This window comes from Paralimibaculum aggregatum, assembly GCF_030270585.1.
GTDB lineage: Bacteria > Pseudomonadota > Alphaproteobacteria > Rhodobacterales > Rhodobacteraceae > Thermohalobaculum > Thermohalobaculum aggregatum.
Window position 1 is genome coordinate 47554 of record NZ_BSYI01000017.1, and the last position, 21255, is coordinate 68808.

Consider the following 21255-nt stretch of genomic DNA (forward strand, 5'->3'; position numbering starts at 1 on the left):
CATGAGCTAACCCGAGATGCGTCCGCCGGGCAAGTTGAATGTATACATTTGGAGCCCAAAAGGACACGGATGCTTGATTTCGGTCGACGGATCGGCAAGGCTGTGCCCCTCGCCCCCTGCCCCGGAGCCCGAAATGGCCGAACGCCGCGCCGATGGCCTACGCGACATCCTCGAGGAGGACATTCTCACCGGCGCGCTCGGCCCCGGCACCCGGCTCGAGGAGCCGGCGCTGGCGCAGCGCTTCGGCGTCTCGCGCACGCCGATCCGCGAGGCGCTGGCGCAGCTTGCCGCCGCCGGCCTGATCGAGCAGCGCCGCCAGCGCGGCAGCTTCGTCGCCGAGATCGGGCCGCGGCGGCTGCTGGAGATGTTCGAGGTGATGGCCGAGCTGGAGGGGCTCTGCGCGGCGCTCACCGCGCGCCGGGCAAGCCCGCCCCAGGTGACCGAGCTGCGCCGGCTGCATGACGAGCTGGCCCGCCCCGCGGCGGACGGGGATCTCGACGTCTACTACTATGGCAACGAGCGCCTGCACGCGGCGATCCGGGCGGCCTGCGGCAACTCCTTCCTGATCGAGCAGGCGGAGGCGCTGCAGCGCCGGCTCAAGCCCTATCGCCGGCACCAGCTCCGGGCGCGCGGGCGCATCGAGCGCTCGAACGCCGAGCACGCGGAGGTCGTCGAGGCGATCGAGGCGGCGGACCCGCAGGCCGCGTCGGCGGCGATGCGGGCCCATGTGGCGGTGCAGGGCGAGCGGGTGACCGACCTGCTGGCGGCGCTCGACCCCGCTGGCTGAACGGGCCGGCCCTCAGGCGGCGCCGGCAAGCTCCCCGGCCAGCGCCCTGTCGATCAGCGCCACCGTCTCGGCCACACCGTAGAGCGCGACGAAGCTGCCGAAGCGCGGGCCCTGGCTGGTGCCGAGCAGCACCTCGTAGATCGCCTTGAACCAGTCGCGCAGCGGCTCGAAGCCGTGCTCCTTGCCGACGGCGAAGACGATGGTCTGCAGCGCCTCGCCATCGCTCTCCCCCGCATGCGCCGCGAGCCGGCCGCGCAGATCCTCCAGCGCCGCCCGCTCGCGCGGGTCCGGTGCGCGGAAGGTCTTGGTGGGCGCGACGAAGTCCTCGAAATACTTCACCGCATGGCCCGCCGCGGCATCGAGGCCGGGATGCGTCTCCGGGCTCGCCTCCGGCGCATAGCGGCGGATGAAGCCCCACATCATCTCCTTGTCATGCGCCGAGGAGGCCGAGGCCAGCGTCAGCAGCATCGAGAAGGGCACTGCCAGATCGCTCTCCGGCACCGCCTCGCCGTGGATCGCCCAGACCGGGTTGGCCAGCCGCTTCGCCAGATCCTGGCCGGGATAGGCGCGCAGATGCTGGTGATACTCGTCCACCGTCTTCGGGATCACGTCGAAGAACAGCCGCTTGGCGGTCTTCGGCTTCTGGTACATGAACAGCGAGAGGCTCTCGGGGCTGGCATAGCTCAGCCAGTCCTCGATGCTCAGGCCATTGCCCTTGGACTTGGAGATCTTCTCGCCGTTCTCGTCGAGGAAGAGCTCGTAGTTGAAGCCCTCCGGCGACGGGCGCCCGAGGGCGCGGCAGATCTTGCTCGACTGGGTGACCGAGTCGATCAGGTCCTTGCCCGCCATCTCGTAGTCCACCCCCAGCGCGGCCCAGCGCATCGCCCAGTCGGGCTTCCACTGCATCTTGACGTTGCCGCCCGTCACCGGGATCTCGACGCGCTCGCCGTCCGGCTCCTCGTAGACGATGGTGCCCCTGGCGACGTTGCGCTCCAGCGTCGGCACCTGCAGCACATGGCCGGTCTTCGGGCTCACCGGCAGGAACGGCGAATAGGTCGCCCGCCGCTCCTCGCCCAGCGTCGGCAGCATGATCTCCTGGATCCTGTCGAAGCGCTCCAGCGCCACCAGCAGCATCTCGTCGAAGCGGCCGGCGCGGTAATACTCGGTCGAGCTGGCAAACTCGTACTCGAAGCCGAACTGGTCGAGGAACGCCATCAGCCGGGCATTGTTGTGCTGGCCGAAGGAGGGATGCGTGCCGAAGGGGTCGGGCACCTCGGTCAGCGGCTTGTTCAGGTGCCCGGCCAGCATCTCGCGGTTGGGCACGTTGCCCGGCACCTTGCGCAGCCCGTCCATGTCGTCGGAGAAGCAGATCAGCCGGGTCGGGATATCGGACATCGCCTCGAAGGCATGGCGGACCATGGTGGTGCGCGCCACCTCGCCGAAGGTGCCGATATGCGGCAGCCCGCTCGGGCCATAGCCCGTCTCGAACAGCGCGTAGCCCTTCTCCGGCGGCGTCTTCTCGAAGCGCTTGACCAGCTTTCTCGCCTCCTCGAAGCACCAGGCTTTGCAGGCAAGGGCAGCGTCGCGCATCTCACTCATCGGTCCGGTTCCTCTGTCTCGGCGCCTCTCCCGGCGCTGGCATCACGCCTAGTCCTGCGGCACCGCCCGGTCAACAGAGCGTCGCCTGCACCGGCAGGCCGGCACCGGGCAATTGGCATCAGGCGATTGGCGCGGGGCGATTGGCGCCGGGGCCATCACCGCCCTACCTCTATCGGCAGTTGCAGAAGCGAAGGAGGCTCCCATGCCGATCCGCCCCAGCACGACCCGCCCCCCGACGGCCCCGTTGCAGGCCATCAGCGCCCTCGGCATCCTCGCGGCGCTCGCCGCCGCCCCCGCCGCCGCCCAGGAGACATTCGAGGGCAGTGTCGGCCTCGGCGCGGGGTTCAACACGGAATACGAGGGGGCCGACGAGTATCACCCGATCCCGGTCGTGCCGATCTCGCTGCGCTATCAGGGCTTCGGCCTGCAGACCGCGGGACAGGGCGTGCAGATCGACGTATCGGGCATCCGCTTCATCGATTTCGGGCCGCTGGTGCAATATCGCAGCAATCGCGGCTCGGATGTCGACGACCCGGTGGTGGCACTGCTGCCGGAGGTCGATGCGGCGGTGGAGATCGGCGGCTTCGTCGAGATCAACCTGCCCTTCTTCCTGCCCGGCACCGATGCCTTCACCTTCATCGGCCGCTTCACCTACGACATCGCCGATTCCCATGGCGGCGTGCTGATCCAGCCGGGGCTGCGCTATTCCGTGCCGATCGGCGAGGACATCCGGATCAACCTGATCGGCACCACCACCTTCGCCTCGGAGGACTACAACGAGACCTATTTCGGCGTGACCCCGGCGGCGAGCATGGCCTCCGGCCTGCCGGTCTACGATGCCGGCGCCGGCTTCAAGGACATCTCGGCGACGCTGGCCGGCAGCTACTACTTCTCCGAGCACTGGGGCGTGACGGCGGTGATGCGCTACACCATGCTGGTCGGCGACGCGGCGGACAGCCCGATCACCGAGCTGCGCGGCAGCCGGAACCAGTTCCTCGGCGGGCTGGCGCTCAGCTACCGCTTCTGACGCCGGCGTTCACGTCCGCGAGGCTTGCCAAGCCCCTGCGGCCGCGCATAGCGTGCGGCCCGCACTGCGCTGCATGGAGACACGCATGAACACCGACATCCTCAGCCCGCAGGACGCGCTCATCGCGGTGATGATCGCCGTCTCGGCGGCCGACGAGAAGATCGTCCAGAGCGAGCTTGCGGCGATCACCTCGATCGTCGGCATCCTGCCGGTCTTCGAGGGCTACGACCGCGACCGCATCGGCCACATCTCGTCGCTGGTCGCCGATCTCTTCGAGGAGGAGGACGGCATCGACGCGCTGATCGGCCTCGTCGAGGGCGCCCTGCCCGACCATCTGCGCGAGACCGCCTATGCGCTGGCCTGCGACGTCGCCGCCGCCGACGGGCGCATCCAGCAGACCGAGATGCGCATGCTCGAGATCATCCGCCACGATCTGCGCGTCGGCCGGCTGGCGGCTGCCGCGATCGAGCGCGGCGCCCGCGCGCGCCACCAGAAGCTCGAGCCGGTGGCCTGAGGCACCGGCGGCGATGGGAGCGGGACCGATGCGCCTGCACTGGTCGCCCGACAGCGCCAATCTCGTGGTGCGCATCGCGCTCGAGCGGTTCGGCATGGCCTATGAGCCGGTGCGGGTCGACCGCGCGCGGGGCGCGCAGCGGAGCCCGGCCTATCTGGCGCTGAACCCGCAGGGGCTGATCCCGGTGCTGGAGGATGGCGGGTTCGTGCTCTTCGAGACCGGCGCGATCCTGCTGCATCTGGCCGAGCGCGCCGGGCGCTTCGGCCCCTCCGGCCCCGCGGCCGACGACCCGGCGGCGCGGGCAGCGGCGCTGCGCTGGCTGTTCTACCTCTCCAACACGGTGCATGCGGATCTGCGCGCCGCCTTCTACGCCCATCGCTACATCGCGGCGGGGCGGGAGGCGGATCTCGTCGCCGGGCTGCGCACCCGCCTCGCCGGGCATTGCGCGATGCTCGAGGGCCAGCTCGCCGCCGGCCCGCTGGTGCCGGGGGGCGCGGCGGGGACGACGGGCATCGTCGAGGACTATCTCGCGGTCTGCCTGCGCTGGGCGCAGATCTATCCGAGCCGGCACGGGCCGCTGCTCGAGGGGCTCGGGCGCTGGCCGGGGCTTGCCGCGGAAATGGCGCGGATCGAGGCCGATCCGGGCTTCCTGCGGGCCTGCGCGGCCGAGGCGATCCCCTGCCCGCATCCGGTGACCCGCCCCGCGCCGCCGGCACTGCCGGCGGCCGAGGTCACCGGCTGATCCCGCTCAGCCGCCCTGCGGCACGAAGCTGCCGAAACGCTGGATCCAGGAGCGGATGAGCGCCCGCTCGAAGCCGCGCGCCCGGTTCATCCAGCTGCGGTCGATGCCGCGCCGCGGCGCCCCGCGCTTGCGCAGGTCGTTGGAGAAGATGGCGAAGGCATAACGCCGGTCGCCTTCGGCCTGGATATAGCCGGCGAGGCCGCGGATATAGTCCATGGTCCCGGTCTTGGCGCGGATCTCGACCTCGTCCAGCGGGATCGGATCGTCCTCCACCGCCACCGAGTAGTCGCGCAGCAGCAGCGCCCCCGCCCCCGGCAGCCGGCTGGTGCCCGGGATCGGCCCGTGCGCGAGCCGCGTCGCCGCCACGAGGAACTGCACCATGCGCAGCGGCGAGACCCGGCTCTCGGTGGTCAGCCCCGAATGGTTGACGAAGCGCATCCGCGGATCGCCCGGCGCACCGCCGGCGATCTGGGTCGCCCAGGCATTCATCAGCGCGGCCGACTGGGTGAGCGTCGCCGGCACCGCCCCGGCCGAGAAGGAGGCCGCGGTGCCCACCACCTCGGCGGTGATGTTGGTCGAGTATTTCAGCATGTCGCGCAGGATCGGCGCGAGCGGGCGGCTCTGCACCCGCGCCAGCAGCCGCGGCGCGCCGTCGCCCTCCGCCGAGCGGCCGAGCTGCGGCACCGGCAGCCGGATGCCGCGGGCCTGCGCCAGGCTGCGCAGCACATCGGCGGCATAGAGCGCCGGGCGCTTCACCGGCAGCCAGCGCGAGCCCCTGCCCTTCAGCACCCGCTCGGCGAGGCCCCAGACCTCGCGGTCCGCCTCGATGCGGTGCACGAAGCCATAGCGCGTGCCGGTCTCGCCCCCCACCACGGCCTTCACCGACGAGACCGGCGGATCGAGCCGCTGCGCCTTCGCGGTGAGCGAAACGCCGTCGCCGCCGGAGCCCGTGCCGACCCGCGGCCCCCAGCGCAGGAACACCCGGTTGAAGTTGAGATTGAGCCCGGCGATGCCGGGGTTGTAGGCGACATCCACCGGCTGCTGCGGGTCGATCGCCTCGACCGTCAGCGCCACGCCGGGATCGACGAGGAACCGCCCGGTGATCTTGCCGATCCGCGCCCGCTCGAGCGCCTCGGCGAGACCGTCGAGCATGTCGGTGTCGAGCTCGGGGTCGAGCCCGCCGACCAGCACCAGATCGCCGCGCAGCACCCCGCCGGCGACCGGCCCGGTGGCCAGCAGCCGGGTCTCGAAGCGGTGCTCCGCCCCGAGCTCGTGCAGCGCATAGAGCGCCGTCGGCAGCTTGGTGACGGAGGCCGGGGCGAAGCTGCGCTCGGCCTCGTGGCTGTCGATCACCTCACCGGTGGCGAGATCGGCCAGCGCCCAGCCGACATTGCCGGAAAGGCCGAGCCGCGCGCGGATCGCGCTGCCGTCCTCGGGCAGCACCGGCGCCGGGGCCGCGAAGGCACGCGCCAGCGGCACCGGCGCGCGCTGCGGCGCCTCGGCCCGTGCCGCGCCCGGGAGCACCGCCCCGAGCAGGGCAGCGCAGGCGAGCAGCGCGCCGGCGACCTGCACCGCCCCCGCTCCGAAGCCCGATTTACGCGCCACCAGCATTTCCCGGACCTCCGCCCGCGCACCCCAATTAGGTGTACCTTCCGTTAACAGCGCACGGATGACAAGAACTCAGGCGGCCAAGCTCGTGGATTTCGCACGGATTTTCGTCGTTTTCTGCGCGGCCGGGTTCAGGGCCAGTCCCCGCGCCGGCGGATGGCGGTGGAGGAGGCCGGCGACATTGGCCCGGTCAGCAGCACCCAGGAGGGCGCGGGCCGGTGGCCGAGTGCTGCCGCATCGCGCTGCAGCAGCCGCGCGCGGGCGAAGCGCCGCGCCGCCGGCGAGAAACCGGCCCGGAGCTGCTCGCCCGGCCGCGCCATCACGCCGACGGGCGTGTGCTCCATGATCTCGGTCCAGCGCTCCCAGCGGTGGAAGTTGACCAGGTTGTCCGCGCCCATCAGCCAGATCAGCCGCACGCCGGGATAGCACTGGCGCAGCGCCGCGAGGGTATGCGCGGTGTAGGGGCTGCCGAGATGGCGCTCGATATCGGTGACCTCGACCCGCGGGTGGCGGATCAGCGCGTGGCAGGCGGCGATGCGCCGGTCGAGCTCGGCCGGTCCCGCGGCCTTCAGCGGGTTGCCGGGCGAGACGAGCCACCAGACACGGTCAAGCGCCAGGCGCCGCAGCGCCCAGCGCGTGATGTGCACATGGCCCTGATGCGGGGGATCGAACGATCCGCCGAGGATGCCGATGCGCTGGCCGGGCATGGCGAGTGGTCCTCGGACGAACATGGGCGCCCCCCCTCGTGGAAACCGGAACGCCCTATTCACGGTGCGGCGGCCGGGCTGTCAATGGCAACGGGCGTCTGATCCGGGAATTTCGTCGCTCGAATGACACCTTCCCGGGCAGGCGGTTACGGAATGCGGGCGGCGCGGGAGGCAGGAGGCGCAGGCCGGCGCGGGCGTGCGCGCGCATCCGCGCGCGGATGCACCCGGCCGCGCCATCCGGGCCGCCGCTGCCGCGCCGTGCGGCCCAGTGCCAGGGGCGCCGCGGATCGGCAGCGCCGGGCGCCGGGCCGCTCCGGCGGGCCGGCACGATTGCCGCTGCCGGGCTGGCTCGCTAGCCTGATCTCCCGCAGCAACAAAGGTCAGCCCATGGCAAAGCCCCCCGCCGCAGGCCCGCTCTCGGCCGTCGATCTCAGCCCCAGCCTGTCGCGCGAGCGCTACGAGAGCCTGCTCCTCGATCTGCAGCGCCGGCTCGCGGTGATCCAGCAGGCCTACCTCTTCTCCGAGCGCCAGGCGGTGCTGGTCTTCGAGGGCTGGGATGCCGCCGGCAAGGGCGGCACGATCCGGCGCATCTCCGCCGCGCTCGACCCGCGGAGCTTCAAGGTCTGGCCGATCGGCGCCCCGCGGGAATACTATCAGGAGCGCCATTACCTCGCCCGCTTCATGGAGCGGCTGCCGCCGAACGGGTCGATCGCGGCCTTCGACCGCTCCTGGTATGGCCGCGTGCTGGTCGAGCGGGTCGAGGGCTTCGCCCCGAAGAAGCGCTGGAAGGCGGCCTATCGCGAGATCAACGATTTCGAGCGGATGCTGGCGGATGACGGCGCCCGCATCGTCAAGATCTTCTTCCACATCTCTCGCGAGGAGCAGCGGGAGCGCTTCGAGAAGCGCCTGCGCGATCCGCTGAAGCGCTGGAAGCTGTCCTACGAGGATTTCCGCAACCGCGGCCGCTGGGACGCCTATGTCGACGCCATCGACGAGATGCTGGAGCGCACCTCCACCGATTTCGCCCCCTGGACAGTTGTCCCCGCCGAGGACAAGAAGCACGCCCGCATCGCCGCGATCTCACTGATCTGCGACCGGCTCGCGGAGGGCATGGACCTCTCGCCCCCGGTGCTCGACCCGCGGGTGATCGAGGCGGCGCGGGAGGAGTTCGACCTGCCGGACAAGTTCCTCGACCGGCTGCTCGACGAGGCCCGGGGGCGCACCAGCTAGCGGCGGGCCCGCCCGGTCGCCGCGCAGGGCGGGCAGGATTGCGGCTGCCTCGCGCCCGAGCCGCCATTCCGGTGCGTTCTGCCGCGCGACGTCATTGCACGCCGCGCGGAAGGCGGCTATCTCTGCCGGCCAATCTCCCGAAACCCGGCCGCATGAGGGAACCGCGACATGGCGAGCTATCAGTATGTCTATCACATGGATGGCGTCTCCAAGACCTATCCGGGCGGCAAGAAATGCTTCGAGAACATCCGGCTCTCCTTCCTGCCGGGGGTGAAGATCGGTGTCGTCGGCGTCAACGGCGCCGGCAAGTCCACCCTGCTGCGCATCATGGCGGGGCAGGACAAGGACTTCACCGGCGAGGCCTGGGCCGCCAAGGGCGCCAAGGTCGGCTACCTGCCGCAGGAGCCGCAGCTCGACGAGAGCCTCGACGTGCGCGGCAACGTGATGCTCGGCGTGGCCGAGAAGCAGGCCAAGATCACCCGCTTCAACGAGGTCGCGATGAAGGTCGCCGAGGACTACTCGGACGAGCTCATGGAGGAGATGACCAATCTGCAGGACGAGATCGACGCCGAGAACCTCTGGGATCTCGACGCCCAGGTTGACATCGCCATGGAGGCGCTGCGCTGCCCGCCGGACAGCGCATCCGTCGACACCCTCTCGGGCGGCGAGCGCCGCCGCGTCGCGCTCTGCAAGCTGCTGCTCGAGGCGCCGGACATGCTGCTGCTCGACGAGCCGACCAACCATCTCGACGCCGAGACCATCGCCTGGCTGCAGAAGCACCTCATCGAGTACAAGGGCACCTGCCTGATCGTCACCCACGACCGCTACTTCCTCGACGACATCACCGGCTGGATCCTCGAGCTCGACCGCGGCCGCGGCATCCCCTACGAGGGCAACTACTCGGCCTGGCTCGAGCAGAAGGCCAAGCGCCTGGCGCATGAGGCGCGCGAGGACAAGTCGCGCCAGAAGACCCTGGAGCGCGAGCTGGAATGGATCCGCCAGGGCGCCAAGGCGCGGCAGGCGAAGTCGAAGGCCCGCATCAAGGCCTACGAGGAGCTTGCCGGCCAGTCCGAGCGCGAGCGCGTCGGCCGTGCGCAGATCGTCATCCCCAACGGGCCGCGGCTCGGCGGCAAGGTCATCGAGACCGAGGGCCTGCGCAAGGGCTATGGCGACAAGCTGCTGATCGAGGACCTCTCCTTCTCGCTGCCGCCGGGCGGCATCGTCGGCGTGATCGGGCCGAACGGCGCCGGCAAGTCCACCCTGTTCCGCATGCTGGTGGGCGACGAGACGCCCGATGCCGGCAGCATCACCTTCGGCGACACCGTGCAGCTCGCCTATGTCGACCAGTCCCGAGACGCGCTGGATGCCAACAAGACCGTCTGGGAGGAGATCTCCGACGGGCTCGACGTGATCACCCTCGGCGATGCGGAGATGAACTCCCGCGCCTATTGCGGCGCCTTCAACTTCAAGGGCGGCGACCAGCAGAAGAAGGTCTCGCTGCTCTCCGGCGGCGAGCGCAACCGCGTGCACATGGCCAAGCTGCTGCGCTCCGGCGGCAACGTGCTGCTGCTCGACGAGCCGACCAACGATCTCGACGTCGAGACGCTGCGCGCGCTCGAGGACGCGCTGCTGGACTTCGCCGGCTGCGCGGTGGTGATCAGCCACGATCGCTTCTTCCTCGACCGGATCTGCACGCATATCCTCGCCTTCGAGGGCGACGCCCATGTCGAGTGGTTCGAGGGCAACTTCGAGGCCTACGAGGAAGACAAGATCCGCCGCCTCGGCCCCGACGCCGTGGAGCCCAAGCGGATCAAGTACAAGAAGTTCACGAGGTAGGCCAGATCACTTGCGCGCGCGTATATACGTTGGTATATATTGCGAGTGGGCGGCGGAGTGCGATCCTTGGCTGAGAAGGCAAAAATTGTTCGAACGGGCAAGAAGCGCGGCAAGCTTGTGTCTCGCTCCGGGAAATCCGTGCTGGCCCGAAGCAAGACGGCACAATCCATCAAATCCACCCAGATCAAGAAGATCGGGAACGGCGCCTTCGTGCCGGTCAGCCGGGACGAGCTCAAAGCCATGGGTACGGAGATCGGCGCCGAGGTGAGCGTCACCGTGGAGGACGGCCGCATGACCGTCGCCAAGGCAGACGGCGCCTATGAGCGCACCCGCCGTTCTGCGGAGAAGATGGGCGCGCGCTACGCCCTTACCCTCAAACTCTTCGGCCAGTGACAGAATACAACTGGCCGGAGCCCGAGGCCATTCTCGCCTATCTACGCGAATTGATGGCTCGGCACGGTGCCGAACTCCAGATTCGCAGCCCGGACGATCTCTTCGCCGGGTTCGACCGTGCCCGCCTCGCGCAGCAATACGCGCCGGACGCATCGCCCCACCATCTCGCCGCGCTGATGTTCGAGGGCATTGCCACCCGCCATCCGCTGGTCGACGGCAACAAGCGTCTGGCCTGGCTGGCAGCCGTCGTGTTCCTCGATCTCAACGGCGTCTATCTTGATGCGCCGGAGCAGGCCGCCTTCGCGGCCGGCATGGCGGTGATCGGAGGCGCCGATCCCGAGACCCTCGAAACCTTCTTCGCCGCGCACGGCATCGCGGAGCCGGACGGCATCTGACGCCTCCGCCCGCTCAGATCACCAGATCGTCCTGGATGAAGAAGAGGCCGACCTCGAGCTCGTCCTCGTAGGCCTCGACATTCTCCGGGCTCTCGGTGAAGAGCAGCAGCATGTCCTCCTGCGCCAGCCCGCCCTCGAGCTGGCCGAGCCAGAAGGCCTTGCCGGCGAGATCCGCCTCGCGCCCGAGCACGTTCTCGTAGAGCAGCTCGATCAGGTCCTCGTCGGTCGGGTCCTCGCCGTAGCGGTCGTAGTACTCAGGGCTGGTGATGAAGGCATCCGCCACCACCTGCTCGGAGACCCCGGCGGCGAGCTGCGCGGTCCAGAAGTCGAGCCCGTCATCGGCCGGGCGGCCATAGGCCCCCTGGTAGAGCCGGAAGACCAGCCCCTCGTCCTCGGTCGCCGGGCCGACCTCGAGCACGCCGCCATCGAACTGCACCAGCTCGACCGAGGTCAGCCGGTCCTCGCTGCCGTCGCCGGGCATGATCTCGAAGGTGTCCGCGTTGATCCGGCGGCTGTCGTACTCGCCGTATCCGACATCGAAGACCGCGGTGTCGAAGCCGTCGCCGCCATCGAGCGTGTCGTTGCCGGTGCCGCCGCCCATGGTGTCGTCGCCGGCACCGCCGACGAGGCTGTCATTGCCCGGCCCGCCGCCGAGGATGTCCGGGTCGCCGTCGCCGCCCAGCAGATCGTTGCCGGTGCCGCCGAACAGCGTGTCGGTGCCGTTGCCGCCGCCGAGGGTGTCCGGCCCCGGGCCGCCGTCGAGATAGTCGCGGTTGTCGCCGCCGGTGACGGTGTCGGCGCCCTCCTCGCCATAGACATCGTCGTTGCCGTCCTGGCCCGCGAGGTTGTCGTCGCCGTCGCGGCCGACCAGGGTGTCGTCGCCGTTCCGGCCTTCGATCTCGTCGTTGAAGACGGTGCCGAATATGTAGTCGTCGAAATTGGTTCCCAGAAATTTGGCCAAGGTGACGATCTCCTCAACTTCGTCGGTGAACGGGATGCCCGCGGAACGGGATGCGGAACGGCGGCACTCTACCCGATATGTCGAGGCAGGCGAAGCACGACGCGCCGGAGAAAGAGCTTGCTTGCGTGGCGGCGATCCGGCAGCCTGCTTGCAGTGGTCAACAACGGAAAGGAGGTGGTCCAATGTCGAGTGAGACCTTTGGGCGTCTGAACGGTGAAGCGCCGGCCGGCCTGCGGAAGGAGCATTCTCCTTTCCATTGCTGACGGCGCGAGGCGGACGGTCCTGACCGTCCGGACAGCCCAAGGATCACGGAGGGGGCCGCGGCGCACGCGGCCCTCTTTTCGTTGCGCCCGCCGGGCCTGCGGGATTGCCCGGCGCCGGCGGAGGGCCTATTGGCAGGCCCCATGACAGAGAGCCCGACAGACCCCGCCGCCTCGCGCCCCACGGTGAAGCTCCGCCCCGGCAAGGGCCGCCGCCTTTCGCAGGGCGCGCCCTGGGCCTATGCCGACGAGATCGCCATGGACCGGCGCACCAAGGCGCTCGAGCCCGGCAGCCTCGTGCGTCTCGTCGAGGGCGACCGGGTGCTGGGCCTCGCCGCCTTCAACGGGCAGAGCCAGCTCGCGGCGCGGCTGATCGACCCCGACCCCGAGGCCGAGATCGGCCCGGATTGGTTCGCCGCCCGCCTCGGCGCGGCGCTGCGCCTGCGCGAGGCGTTCCACGACGCGCCGTTCTACCGCCTCGTCCATGCCGAGGGCGACGGGTTTCCGGGGCTCGTCATCGACCGTTTCGGCGAGGCGGTGGTGGTGCAGCCCAATGCGGCCTGGATCGAGCGCTGTCTGCCCGACCTGCTCGCCGGGCTCGAGGCGGTGCTGGCGCCGGCCACCGTGGTGATCAGCGCGACCTCCCGCGCGCGGCGGCTGGAGGGGCTGGAGACCCGGCTCGAGGTGCTCGGCCGCCCGCTCGACGGCCCGGTCGAGGTCGCGATGAACGGCGCGGTCTATCTCGCCGACCTCGCCGGCGGGCAGAAGACCGGGCTCTATTTCGACCAGCGCGGCAATCATGCGGCGGCGGCGGCGCTGGCATCCGGGCGCGATGTGCTCGACGTCTTTACCCATGTCGGCGGCTTCGGCCTGGCCTGCATCGCCGGCGGCGCCGCGCGTGCCGTGGCGGTGGACAGCTCGGAGCCGGCGCTCGCCCTGGCGGCGGAGGCCGCGCGCCGGATGGGCGTGACCGACCGTTTCGAGACCCGCGCGGGGGATGCCTTCGACGCGCTGCGGGCGGCGGCCGAGGCCGGCGAGCGCTATGGCATGGTGATCTGCGACCCGCCGGCCTTCGCGCCGCACAAGGGCGCGCTGGAGGCGGGGCTCCGCGCCTATGCCCGGCTGGCGCGGCTGGCGGCGCCGCTGGTCGAGCCGGAGGGCTGGCTGGTGCTCTGCTCCTGTTCGGGGGCGGTTTCGGCCGAGGCCTTCCGCGAGGCCTGCACCGGCGGCATCGGCGCGGCCGGGCGGCAGGCGGCGCTGGTGCTCTCGGGGCGCGCGGGGCCCGACCATCCGCAGCACATGGCACTGCCCGAGACCGGATATCTGAAGGCGCTGACCTTCCGGATGCAGCCGTGAGCGCAGCCCGGCGGGTGTTTCTCGACGCCTGCGTGCTCTATCCCCCGCAGGTCCGGCGCCTGGTGCTGGGCACCGCCGCTGCCGGGCTGTTCTGCCCGCTCTGGTCGGCGCGGGTGCTCGACGAATGGCTGCGCGCGATCGCCCGGAAGGCGCCGGAGGGCCTGCCTGCGGCCGGGGCCGCGCGGGCCGAGCTCGGCGCCATGTTCCCGCAGGCGCTGGTCGCGGCGGACCCCGATACCGAGGCGACCATCCGGCTCCCGGATGCCGGCGACGCGCATGTGCTGGCGGCAGCGGCGGCGGCGGAGGCCGAACTCCTCCTCACCTTCAACCTGCGGGACTTCCCGGCGCGGCGGCTCGCCGCCTTCGGCCTGACCGCCCGTCATCCCGACAGCTTCCTCTGGGAGCTCTGGAGCGATGCGCCCGCGCAGGTCGATGCGGTGCTCGCGGAGGTCTTCTCCGACCGGGAGCCCGAGGCGCTCCGCCGGGCGCTCAAGCGGGCACGCCTGCCCCGTCTCGGCAAGGCCCGGGCCAGCGCCTGAGGTCAGCCTCGCCGCAGCGCAACAGGTCACCGAAGTGACACGGCCGCGTCGCAAAATCGTGCTCCTCCGCCACTACTGAGGCCCAAACCGACCGGCGCCGGGGGCCAAGATGCGGATCGAGTTCAAAGCGCTGAGCAAGACATTCGGAACCGCCCGCGCCGTGCGCGGCTTCACCGCGACCGTGGACCGGCCGATCATGCTCGGCGTCATCGGCCCCTCGGGCGCCGGCAAGTCGACGCTGCTGCGCATGATCAACCGGCTGACCGAGGCCACCGGGGGCGCCTGCCTCGTCGACGGCACCGACGTGCTGGCGCTGCGCGGCGGCGCCAAGCGTCGCTGGCAGCGCGACTGCGCGATGATCTTCCAGCAGTTCAACCTGGTGCCGCGGCTCGACGTGGTGACCAACGTGATGCTCGGCCGGCTCAACGGCATGAACACGGCGGCCAGCCTCTTCGGCCTCTTTGCCCGGCGCGACCTCGAGGATGCGCTGGCGGCGCTCGACCGCCTCGGCATCGCCGAGCACGCGATGAAGCGGGCCGAGGCGCTCTCCGGCGGCCAGCAGCAGCGCGTGGCGATCGCCCGCGCGCTGATGCAGCGGCCGAAGATGATCCTGGCCGACGAGCCGATCGCCTCGCTCGACCCGATGAACGCCGAGATCGTGATGCAGGCGCTGCGCCGCATCCACGAGGACGAGGGCATCACGGTGATCTGCAACCTGCACACGCTCGACACCGCCCGCACCTATTGCGACCGCGTGATCGGGATGCGCCTCGGCGAGATCGTGTTCGACGGCGCCGCCTCGGAGCTCACCACCAGCGCGGCCCGCGAGATCTATGGCGCCGGCGCCGCGTTCAACGAGGCGGCGACCTCGACGAGCCTCGACGCGCTCGCCGCAACCGCCTGACACGACCGGACGATCACCATCGGTCCCGGGCGGCGGCGCCGCCGGGGCGATGCAGGAGAGAGAGGGAGATACCGATGACCATCAAGGCTCTGATCGCGGCTGCTGCCGCAACCATCGCGCTCGGCTCCGCGGCTGTCGCCGACGAGGCCGCGCCCGGCATCGAGGAGTTCCGCATCGGCCTGCTCGGCGGCGAGAACGCCTCCGACCGCCTGCGCTCCAACGAGTGCCTGCGCGTTGCCGTCGAGGAGCAGCTCGGCGTGCCGACCAAGCTCTTCGCCCCGGCCGACTACAACGGCGTGATCGAGGGCCTGCTCGGCGGCTCGCTCGACCTGGCCTGGCTCGGCGCCTCGGCCTATGCCAAGGTGTTCCTGACCAGCCCGGACGCCGTCGAGCCGATCCTGGTGAAGATCAACGTGGACGGCTCCTACGGCTACCACTCGATCGGCTTCACCCGCGCCGACTCGGGCATCGAGAACCTCGACGACATGAAGGGCCGGACCTTCGCCTTCGGCGACCCGAACTCCACCTCGGGCTACCTGATCCCGTCGATCGAGATCCCCGAGCAGGGCTACTCGATGAAGCCGGGCGAGTTCTTCGGCGATGTCGTCTTTGCCGGCGGCCATGAGCAGACCATCGTGGGCGTCTACAACGGCGATTACGACGCGGGCGTGACCTGGGCCGACGGCCTCGGCGCCTGGGAGGACGGCTACAACTCGGGCGCGCTGCGCAAGGCCACCGATGCCGGCCTCGTCGACATGACCGAGCTGCGCGAGATCTGGAAATCCAAGGTCATCCCCGAGGGCCCGATCGTGCTGCGCAAGTCGCTGCCGGAGCGGGTCAAGCTCGAGGTCACCGGTGTCGTCGCCTCGCTCGAGTCGATGGACCCCGAATGCGCCTACAGCGTGATGGCCGGCGAGGTGAAGGGCCTGGCCCCGATCAAGCACGAGGCCTATCTCTCGGTGATCGGCGCCCGCAAGGCGAAATCCGAGTGATCCTCGCGCTCTCCTGACCCGACGCAGGTGCGGCTCCGCGAGGGGCCGCACACCCTCCGGCCGCCGCGCCGCCTCCCCCACTCCGGAGCGCCGAGACCCCCCATGTCGCAGACCGCCCTGCAGACGCAGATCTTCGCGCAGGAACGGCGCCGGCGGATCTATACCGGGCTGACCGCGCTGCTGCTCATCGCCACCCTCGTCGCCGGCTATGGCGAGGCCAACGCGATGAATTCCGGCGGTTTCCTCACCGGGCTCGGCCAGTTCTTCGACTATCCCTCCGAGATCGTGCGCGAGGCATGGGAGGCCGGGCCGGCCTTCTTCGGGCTGCTGGTCAGGTTCCTGCCCGCGCTGATCGAGACGCTCAACATCGCGCTCACCGCGACGCTGCTCGGCGGTGCGCTCGCGATGGTGCTCGCCTTCGTCTCCACCCGCAATCTCGGGGTGCCGGGCTGGATCGTGACGGTCGTGCGCCGGATGATGGATGTCATGCGCGCCTTTCCCGAGCTGATCGTCGCGCTGTTCCTGATCTTCGTGCTCGGCACCTCGCCGGTGCCGGCGATGATCGCGGTCGCGTTCCACACCTCGGGCGCGCTCGGCAAGCTGTTCTCCGAGGTCACCGAGAACATCGACCAGCGGCCGGTCGAGGGTCTGCGCGCCGTCGGCGCCGGCTGGACCAGCCGCATCCGCTACGGCGTGCTGCCGCAGGTGGCGCCGAACTTCCTGAGCTATTTCCTGCTGCGCCTCGAGATCAACGTGCGTGCCTCGGCGATCCTCGGCTTCGTCGGCGCCGGCGGGATCGGCGCGGAGCTGCGCCGCACCATCGGCTGGGGCCAGGGCGCCGGCGACGAGACGGCGGCGCTCTTCGTGCTGCTGTTCCTCTCCATCATGGCGATCGACCAGGTCTCCTCGGTGCTGCGGGCACGGCTGACCGGCGGACCGGAGGGCGCGCGATGACCCTGTCCCTCGTGGCGCCGGTGGACCTGGCACCGGCCGCGGCGCGGATGCTGCGCCGCCGCGTGCTGCTCGGCTTCGGCCTGCTCGCCCTGGTGATCGGCTATCTCGTCTATGCCGGACTGGCCTTCGGCATCGGCGACCTGATCGAGCGCGCCCGGCCCGAGCGCGCGCTGCTGCTCGGCGTCGATTCCGTCAAGCACAAGGTGCATGTCGAGCAGAACCTGCGCCGCGGCGGGCTCGAGGTCTCGGTCGAGGGCGAGCGCACCGCCACCTACGACACGCCGCCCGACTGGGTGGTGCCGACCGGCGACGGCGCCCGGATCGATCTCGGCGACGGCTATGCGGCGGTGATCGAGGGCAGCAGCGTCAGCTTCACCGTGCCGGGCTATGGCACGCTCCGGGCGCGGGCGCACGAGCGCGGGGTCGAGACCCTGCTGCCCGACGGCTCGGTGATCGCCCGCCCGGTCGGCGACGCCATCGAGAGCCGCCTCGCCGACGGCACGGTGATCCGGCACCTGCCGGACGAGCGCTACGAGACCGTCACCCCCGATGGCGCGGTGATCCGCCATCCCGCGCAGACCGGGCTTGCCGATCTCCTCCCCGAGGGCCTGGTGCCGGACTGGGCGAGCATCCGCGAGGTGAAGCTCGACGCCCGGCCCACCGTCAGCCGGCGTCTGCAGATCACCCGCACCAAGATCGAGGTGCACCGCTATTTCTGGGGCTGGGAGAACTTCTGGTTCCCCTTCGACAGCGTGCTCAACGGCTATTCCTGGCGCGGGCTCTGGGGCCTCGCGATGTCCGACGAGCGGATCGATCCGGAGATCTCAAACGCCGGCTTCATCTTCCGCAGCTTCTGGGAGAACCCGGACTGGCAGCATGGCCATGTCTTCGTCGCGCTGCTCGAGACCATCATGATGGCGGTGCTCGGCACGCTCACCGCGGTGCTGCTCGGCCTGCCGCTGGCCTTCCTCGCGGCGCGCAACTTCACCCCCTCGATGGCGGTGCGCTTCGCGGTGCGGCGCGTCTTCGACTTCGTGCGCGGGATCGACAACCTGATCTGGTCGCTGATCTTCATCCGGGCCTTCGGGCTCGGGCCGCTGACCGGCGCGCTGGCGATCGCGATCACCGATACCGGCACCCTCGGCAAGCTGTTCTCAGAGGCGCTGGAGAACATCGACAACAGGCAGGTCGAGGGCGTGCGCGCCACCGGCGCGGGCCGGCTGCAGCGCATGCGCTTCGGCGTGCTGCCGCAGATCCTGCCTGTCTTCATCAGCCAGACGCTGTACTATCTCGAGGCGAACACCCGCTCGGCGACCGTGATCGGCGCCCTCGGCGCGGGCGGGATCGGCCTCGTTCTGGTGGAGACCATGCGAACCTCGAAGGACTGGGAGAACACGCTCTACATCATCTCGCTGACCATCGTGGTGGTGATCCTGATGGACCAGCTCTCGGGCTGGCTGCGGCGGCGCCTGATCCAGGGGGGCTGAGTGGCGCGGTTTTCCATCGAGCCCGAGATCCAGCCGGGCTGCACGGTCGAGAACGCGACCCTCGGGCCCTATACCCAGCTCTGCGAGGGCACCCGGCTGCTCAATTCCGAGCTCGGCGCCTATTCCTATGCGGAGCGGTTCTGCGACATCGCCAATGCCGAGATCGGAAAGTTCGCCAACATCGCGAGCTTCGTGCGCATCGGCGCGACCGACCATCCGATGCATCTCGCCTGCCAGCACCACATGCTCTACCGCTCGGCGAGCTACTGGGACGATGCCGCCGACGACGAGGCCTTCTTCGCGGCGCGCGCGGCACGGCGGGTCGTGATCGGCCATGACGTCTGGATCGGCCACATGGCGATGATCAGGCCGGAGGTCCGCATCGGCCACGGCGCCGTGGTGGCGATGGGCGCGGTGGTCACGAAGGACGTGCCGGACTATGCCATCGTCGGCGGCAACCCGGCCCGGCCGATCCGCGCGCGCCACCCCGAGGAGATCGCCGCAGGGCTGATCCGCCTCGCCTGGTGGGACTGGGACCACGACCGCCTGCGCCGGGCACTGCCGGATCTGCGCCGCCTGCCGGCGGCGGCGTTCCTCGAGAAATACGCCGCCGGATAGGGCTTCCCTAGGGCTCCCCGGCCGTCAGCCGGCCGCGTCCTCGCCCATCAGGCGGGCGAGCCCGCCGGACCAGGCCTCGCGCAGCGCGGCAAGCTTGAGCCGCGATTCGCCGAGCGCCACGGTGTCGCCGCCGATCTCGCCGACCCGCGCCACCGGCACGCCGGCGATGCGCCCGGCACGGGCGATCTCCGCCGCGGCCTCCTCGCCGGTGGCCGCCACGAGATAGCGCCCCTGCTCCTCGCCGAAGAACCAGCCCAGCGCCGGCAGGTCCGAGCGCTGGTCCAGCGCGACGCCCCGGCCCGCGGCCAGTGCCATCTCGGCCGCCGCCACCGCGAGCCCGCCATCGGAAAGGTCGTGCGCTGCCGAGATCAGCCCCTTGTCGCGCAGGCTGCGGACGAACTCGCCGGCACGCCGCTCGGCATCGAGATCCACCGGCGGCGCGGCGCCCTCCTCGCGGCCCCAGAGCTCCCAGAGCAGCGCCGACTGCCCGAGATGCCCGGTCACCGGGCCGAGCAGCATCAGCGTCGCGCCGTCGCCGGGCGCCATCGGGATCACCTGGTCGAGGGACTCCAGCAGCCCCACCGCGCCGATCGTCGGCGTCGGCAGGATCGCCTGTCCCTCGGTCTCGTTGTAGAGGCTGACATTGCCCGAGACGACCGGCATGTCGAGCGCCCGGCAGGCCTCGCCGAGGCCCCGGATGCAGCCGACGAACTGGCCCATGATCTCGGGCCGCTCCGGGTTGCCAAAATTCAGGTTGTCGGTCACCGCGAGCGGCCGCGCGCCGGTGGCGCAGAGGTTGCGGAACGCCTCGGCCACCGCCTGCCGCCCGCCCTGCAGCGGATCGGCCCTGCAATAGCGCGGCGTCACATCCGCGGTGAAGGCCAGCGCCTTTTCCGTGCCATGCACGCGCACCACCGCGGCATCGCTGCCGGGGCGGACGACGGTGTCGGCCAGCACCATGTGGTCATACTGCTCCCAGACCCAGGCGCGGCTGCAGAGCGCCGGGCTGCCCATCAGCCGCAGCAGCGCCTCGGCCGGGTCGATCGCCGGGATCTCGCCGAGCGGCGGCGGCGGCGCAGTTTCGGTCCAGGGGCGGTCATAGACCGGGGCCTCGCCGGAGAGCGCCTTCAGCGGCAGGTCGGCCTTCACCTCGCCGCCGTGGCGCACGAGGAACCGGTCCTCCGCGATGGTCTCGCCGACCACGGCGAAGTCGAGATCCCATTTCTCGAAGACCGCGCGCGCCTCGGCCTCCTTCTCCGGGTCGAGCACCATGAGCATCCGCTCCTGGCTCTCGGAGAGCATCATCTCGTAGGCCGACATGTGCGCCTCGCGGCAGGGCACCGCGTCGAGGTCGAGCGCGACGCCGAGATCGCCCTTGTCGCCCATCTCCACCGCCGAGCAGGTGAGCCCGGCCGCGCCCATGTCCTGGATCGAGACGACCGCGCCGGTGGCCATCAGCTCGAGGCAGGCCTCCAGCAGCCGCTTCTCGGTGAACGGATCGCCGACCTGCACGGTGGGCCGCTTCTCCTCGGCATCCTCGCCGAACTCCGCCGAGGCCATGGTGGCGCCGCCGACGCCGTCGCGCCCGGTCTTGGCGCCGAGATAGACCACCGGGCGGCCGACGCCGCTGGCGGCGGAGTAGAAGATCCTGTCGGCATCGGCGAGGCCCGCCGCGAAGGCGTTGACCAGGCAGTTGCCGTTATAGGCGGGGTGAAAGCGCAGCTCGCCTCCCACCGTCGGCACGCCGAAGGCATTGCCGTAGCCGCCGATGCCCTCCACCACGCCGGCGAGCAGGCGCCGGGTCCTGGGATGGTCCGGCGCGCCGAAGGAGAGCGCGTTCATCGCCGCGATCGGCCGCGCGCCCATGGTGAAGACATCGCGCAGGATGCCCCCGACGCCGGTCGCCGCGCCCTGGTAGGGCTCGATGAAGGAGGGGTGGTTGTGGCTCTCCATCTTGAAGACCACCGCCTGCCCGTCGCCGATATCGACGATGCCGGCATTCTCGCCCGGGCCGCAGATCACCTGCGGGCCCTCGGTCGGCAAAGTTCGCAGGTGGATTTTCGACGACTTGTAGGAACAATGTTCGTTCCACATCGCCGAGAAGATGCCGAGCTCGGTGAAGCTCGGCGTGCGCCCGAGCAGATCGAGGATCCGCTGGTACTCGTCGGGTTTCAGCCCGTGATCGGCGGCAAGCGCCTGGGTGACATCGGGCTCCCGGCGGAGCGGTTCCTTGCGTGCGGTCTCGTGCATGGCGGCCTCCCGGCTGGCAACGCCCGCCTTCTAGCCGATCCCCCGGGGCTGGGAAAGGCGGGCGAAGCAGGTTTGCGTGATGCTCTGATGCGGGCC

The 21255-nt window shown here is 70.5% G+C and carries 19 protein-coding genes and 2 pseudogenes; 15 read left to right on the forward strand and 6 right to left on the reverse strand.

Annotated features, from left to right (window positions below; genetic code table 11):
- Positions 1 to 133: 133 nt before the first annotated feature.
- Positions 134 to 787, forward strand: coding sequence for a GntR family transcriptional regulator (locus QSJ97_RS12090; protein WP_285672026.1), 654 nt, complete (start codon positions 134 to 136; stop codon positions 785 to 787).
- A 12-nt stretch (positions 788 to 799) separates the two neighbouring features.
- Here the strand turns inward: QSJ97_RS12090 and QSJ97_RS12095 are convergent, their stop codons facing one another.
- Positions 800 to 2386, reverse strand: coding sequence for a lysine--tRNA ligase (locus QSJ97_RS12095; RefSeq protein WP_285672027.1), 1587 nt, complete (start codon positions 2384 to 2386; stop codon positions 800 to 802).
- Between the two features lie 202 nt (positions 2387 to 2588).
- Between QSJ97_RS12095 and QSJ97_RS12100 the strand changes: the two genes are divergently transcribed.
- Together QSJ97_RS12100 and QSJ97_RS12105 are read left to right on the forward strand one after the other, a co-directional pair.
- The gene (locus tag QSJ97_RS12100) at positions 2589 to 3413 is read left to right on the forward strand and encodes a MipA/OmpV family protein (protein ID WP_285672028.1); all 825 of its coding nucleotides are present in this window, start codon (positions 2589 to 2591) and stop codon (positions 3411 to 3413) included.
- 85 nt (positions 3414 to 3498) lie between these two features.
- Positions 3499 to 3858: pseudogene (locus QSJ97_RS12105) on the forward strand (tellurite resistance TerB family protein); the annotation flags it as partial.
- Here QSJ97_RS12105 and QSJ97_RS25000 read toward each other — a convergent pair.
- Positions 3760 to 4023: pseudogene (locus tag QSJ97_RS25000) on the reverse strand (hypothetical protein); the annotation flags it as partial. The pseudogenes QSJ97_RS12105 and QSJ97_RS25000 overlap by 99 nt on opposite strands.
- Here QSJ97_RS25000 and QSJ97_RS12110 point away from each other — a divergent pair.
- Positions 3956 to 4669: a glutathione S-transferase family protein gene (locus QSJ97_RS12110; RefSeq protein WP_285672030.1), complete on the forward strand. Its 714-nt coding sequence runs from the start codon at positions 3956 to 3958 to the stop codon at positions 4667 to 4669. The pseudogene QSJ97_RS25000 and the gene QSJ97_RS12110 overlap by 68 nt on opposite strands.
- A 6-nt stretch (positions 4670 to 4675) precedes the next feature.
- On the opposite strand, the gene dacB is transcribed toward QSJ97_RS12110, so the two are convergent.
- Positions 4676 to 6280: a D-alanyl-D-alanine carboxypeptidase/D-alanyl-D-alanine endopeptidase gene (gene dacB / locus QSJ97_RS12115; RefSeq protein WP_285672031.1), complete on the reverse strand. Its 1605-nt coding sequence runs from the start codon at positions 6278 to 6280 to the stop codon at positions 4676 to 4678.
- Positions 6281 to 6408: 128 nt separating this feature from the next.
- On the reverse strand, positions 6409 to 6984 hold the full coding sequence (locus QSJ97_RS12120; RefSeq protein WP_285672032.1) for a nicotinate-nucleotide adenylyltransferase: 576 nt from the start codon (positions 6982 to 6984) through the stop codon (positions 6409 to 6411).
- A 387-nt stretch (positions 6985 to 7371) separates the two neighbouring features.
- Here QSJ97_RS12120 and QSJ97_RS12125 point away from each other — a divergent pair, with 387 nt between their 5' ends.
- From QSJ97_RS12125 to QSJ97_RS12140, 4 genes are all read left to right on the forward strand, one after another.
- Positions 7372 to 8214: a polyphosphate kinase 2 family protein gene (locus tag QSJ97_RS12125; RefSeq protein ID WP_285672033.1), complete on the forward strand. Its 843-nt coding sequence runs from the start codon at positions 7372 to 7374 to the stop codon at positions 8212 to 8214.
- Positions 8215 to 8382: 168 nt separating this feature from the next.
- Positions 8383 to 10050, forward strand: a complete 1668-nt coding sequence (gene ettA, locus QSJ97_RS12130) for an energy-dependent translational throttle protein EttA (protein WP_285672034.1) — start codon at positions 8383 to 8385, stop codon at positions 10048 to 10050.
- 66 nt (positions 10051 to 10116) lie between these two features.
- The gene (locus QSJ97_RS12135; RefSeq protein ID WP_285672035.1) at positions 10117 to 10443 is read left to right on the forward strand and encodes an AbrB/MazE/SpoVT family DNA-binding domain-containing protein; all 327 of its coding nucleotides are present in this window, start codon (positions 10117 to 10119) and stop codon (positions 10441 to 10443) included.
- Positions 10440 to 10838: a type II toxin-antitoxin system death-on-curing family toxin gene (locus tag QSJ97_RS12140; protein ID WP_352231081.1), complete on the forward strand. Its 399-nt coding sequence runs from the start codon at positions 10440 to 10442 to the stop codon at positions 10836 to 10838. Before QSJ97_RS12135 ends, QSJ97_RS12140 begins: the two co-directional genes overlap by 4 nt.
- 13 nt (positions 10839 to 10851) lie before the next feature.
- On the opposite strand, the gene QSJ97_RS12145 is transcribed toward QSJ97_RS12140, so the two are convergent.
- Positions 10852 to 11799: a DUF4214 domain-containing protein gene (locus QSJ97_RS12145; protein WP_285672037.1), complete on the reverse strand. Its 948-nt coding sequence runs from the start codon at positions 11797 to 11799 to the stop codon at positions 10852 to 10854.
- 404 nt (positions 11800 to 12203) lie between these two features.
- Here QSJ97_RS12145 and QSJ97_RS12150 point away from each other — a divergent pair, with 404 nt between their 5' ends.
- The 7 genes from QSJ97_RS12150 to QSJ97_RS12180 all read left to right on the forward strand — a co-directional run bounded on the left by QSJ97_RS12150 (position 12204) and on the right by QSJ97_RS12180 (position 18909).
- On the forward strand, positions 12204 to 13415 hold the full coding sequence (locus QSJ97_RS12150) for a class I SAM-dependent rRNA methyltransferase (protein ID WP_285672038.1): 1212 nt from the start codon (positions 12204 to 12206) through the stop codon (positions 13413 to 13415).
- The gene (locus tag QSJ97_RS12155; protein WP_285672039.1) at positions 13412 to 13954 is read left to right on the forward strand and encodes an RSP_2648 family PIN domain-containing protein; all 543 of its coding nucleotides are present in this window, start codon (positions 13412 to 13414) and stop codon (positions 13952 to 13954) included. Before QSJ97_RS12150 ends, QSJ97_RS12155 begins: the two co-directional genes overlap by 4 nt.
- Positions 13955 to 14063: 109 nt before the next feature.
- The gene (gene phnC / locus QSJ97_RS12160; protein ID WP_285672040.1) at positions 14064 to 14858 is read left to right on the forward strand and encodes a phosphonate ABC transporter ATP-binding protein; all 795 of its coding nucleotides are present in this window, start codon (positions 14064 to 14066) and stop codon (positions 14856 to 14858) included.
- A gap of 80 nt (positions 14859 to 14938) precedes the next feature.
- Positions 14939 to 15850, forward strand: a complete 912-nt coding sequence (gene phnD, locus QSJ97_RS12165; RefSeq protein WP_285672078.1) for a phosphonate ABC transporter substrate-binding protein — start codon at positions 14939 to 14941, stop codon at positions 15848 to 15850.
- 102 nt (positions 15851 to 15952) lie between these two features.
- Entirely contained in the window at positions 15953 to 16804 is an 852-nt protein-coding gene (phnE, locus tag QSJ97_RS12170; protein ID WP_285672041.1) for a phosphonate ABC transporter, permease protein PhnE, read from the forward strand.
- Complete coding sequence (phnE, locus tag QSJ97_RS12175; protein WP_285672042.1) at positions 16801 to 18291, forward strand: phosphonate ABC transporter, permease protein PhnE; 1491 nt, start codon at positions 16801 to 16803, stop codon at positions 18289 to 18291. The genes phnE (QSJ97_RS12170) and phnE (QSJ97_RS12175) overlap by 4 nt, the downstream gene beginning before the upstream one ends.
- The gene (locus QSJ97_RS12180) at positions 18292 to 18909 is read left to right on the forward strand and encodes an LbetaH domain-containing protein (RefSeq protein ID WP_285672043.1); all 618 of its coding nucleotides are present in this window, start codon (positions 18292 to 18294) and stop codon (positions 18907 to 18909) included.
- Positions 18910 to 18933: 24 nt separating this feature from the next.
- On the opposite strand, the gene purL is transcribed toward QSJ97_RS12180, so the two are convergent.
- On the reverse strand, positions 18934 to 21159 hold the full coding sequence (purL, locus tag QSJ97_RS12185; RefSeq protein WP_285672044.1) for a phosphoribosylformylglycinamidine synthase subunit PurL: 2226 nt from the start codon (positions 21157 to 21159) through the stop codon (positions 18934 to 18936).
- Positions 21160 to 21255: the final 96 nt, after the last annotated feature.

Coding starts and splice junctions, on each gene's coding strand:
- QSJ97_RS12090 (WP_285672026.1), top strand. CDS start 134: ATGGCCGAACGCCGCGCCGATGGCCTACGCGACATCCTCGAGGAGGAC.
- QSJ97_RS12095 (WP_285672027.1), bottom strand. CDS start 2,386: ATGAGTGAGATGCGCGACGCTGCCCTTGCCTGCAAAGCCTGGTGCTTC.
- QSJ97_RS12100 (WP_285672028.1), top strand. CDS start 2,589: ATGCCGATCCGCCCCAGCACGACCCGCCCCCCGACGGCCCCGTTGCAG.
- QSJ97_RS12110 (WP_285672030.1), top strand. CDS start 3,956: ATGCGCCTGCACTGGTCGCCCGACAGCGCCAATCTCGTGGTGCGCATC.
- dacB (WP_285672031.1), bottom strand. CDS start 6,280: ATGCTGGTGGCGCGTAAATCGGGCTTCGGAGCGGGGGCGGTGCAGGTC.
- QSJ97_RS12120 (WP_285672032.1), bottom strand. CDS start 6,984: ATGCCCGGCCAGCGCATCGGCATCCTCGGCGGATCGTTCGATCCCCCG.
- QSJ97_RS12125 (WP_285672033.1), top strand. CDS start 7,372: ATGGCAAAGCCCCCCGCCGCAGGCCCGCTCTCGGCCGTCGATCTCAGC.
- ettA (WP_285672034.1), top strand. CDS start 8,383: ATGGCGAGCTATCAGTATGTCTATCACATGGATGGCGTCTCCAAGACC.
- QSJ97_RS12150 (WP_285672038.1), top strand. CDS start 12,204: ATGACAGAGAGCCCGACAGACCCCGCCGCCTCGCGCCCCACGGTGAAG.
- phnC (WP_285672040.1), top strand. CDS start 14,064: ATGCGGATCGAGTTCAAAGCGCTGAGCAAGACATTCGGAACCGCCCGC.
- phnE (WP_285672041.1), top strand. CDS start 15,953: ATGTCGCAGACCGCCCTGCAGACGCAGATCTTCGCGCAGGAACGGCGC.
- phnE (WP_285672042.1), top strand. CDS start 16,801: ATGACCCTGTCCCTCGTGGCGCCGGTGGACCTGGCACCGGCCGCGGCG.
- purL (WP_285672044.1), bottom strand. CDS start 21,159: ATGCACGAGACCGCACGCAAGGAACCGCTCCGCCGGGAGCCCGATGTC.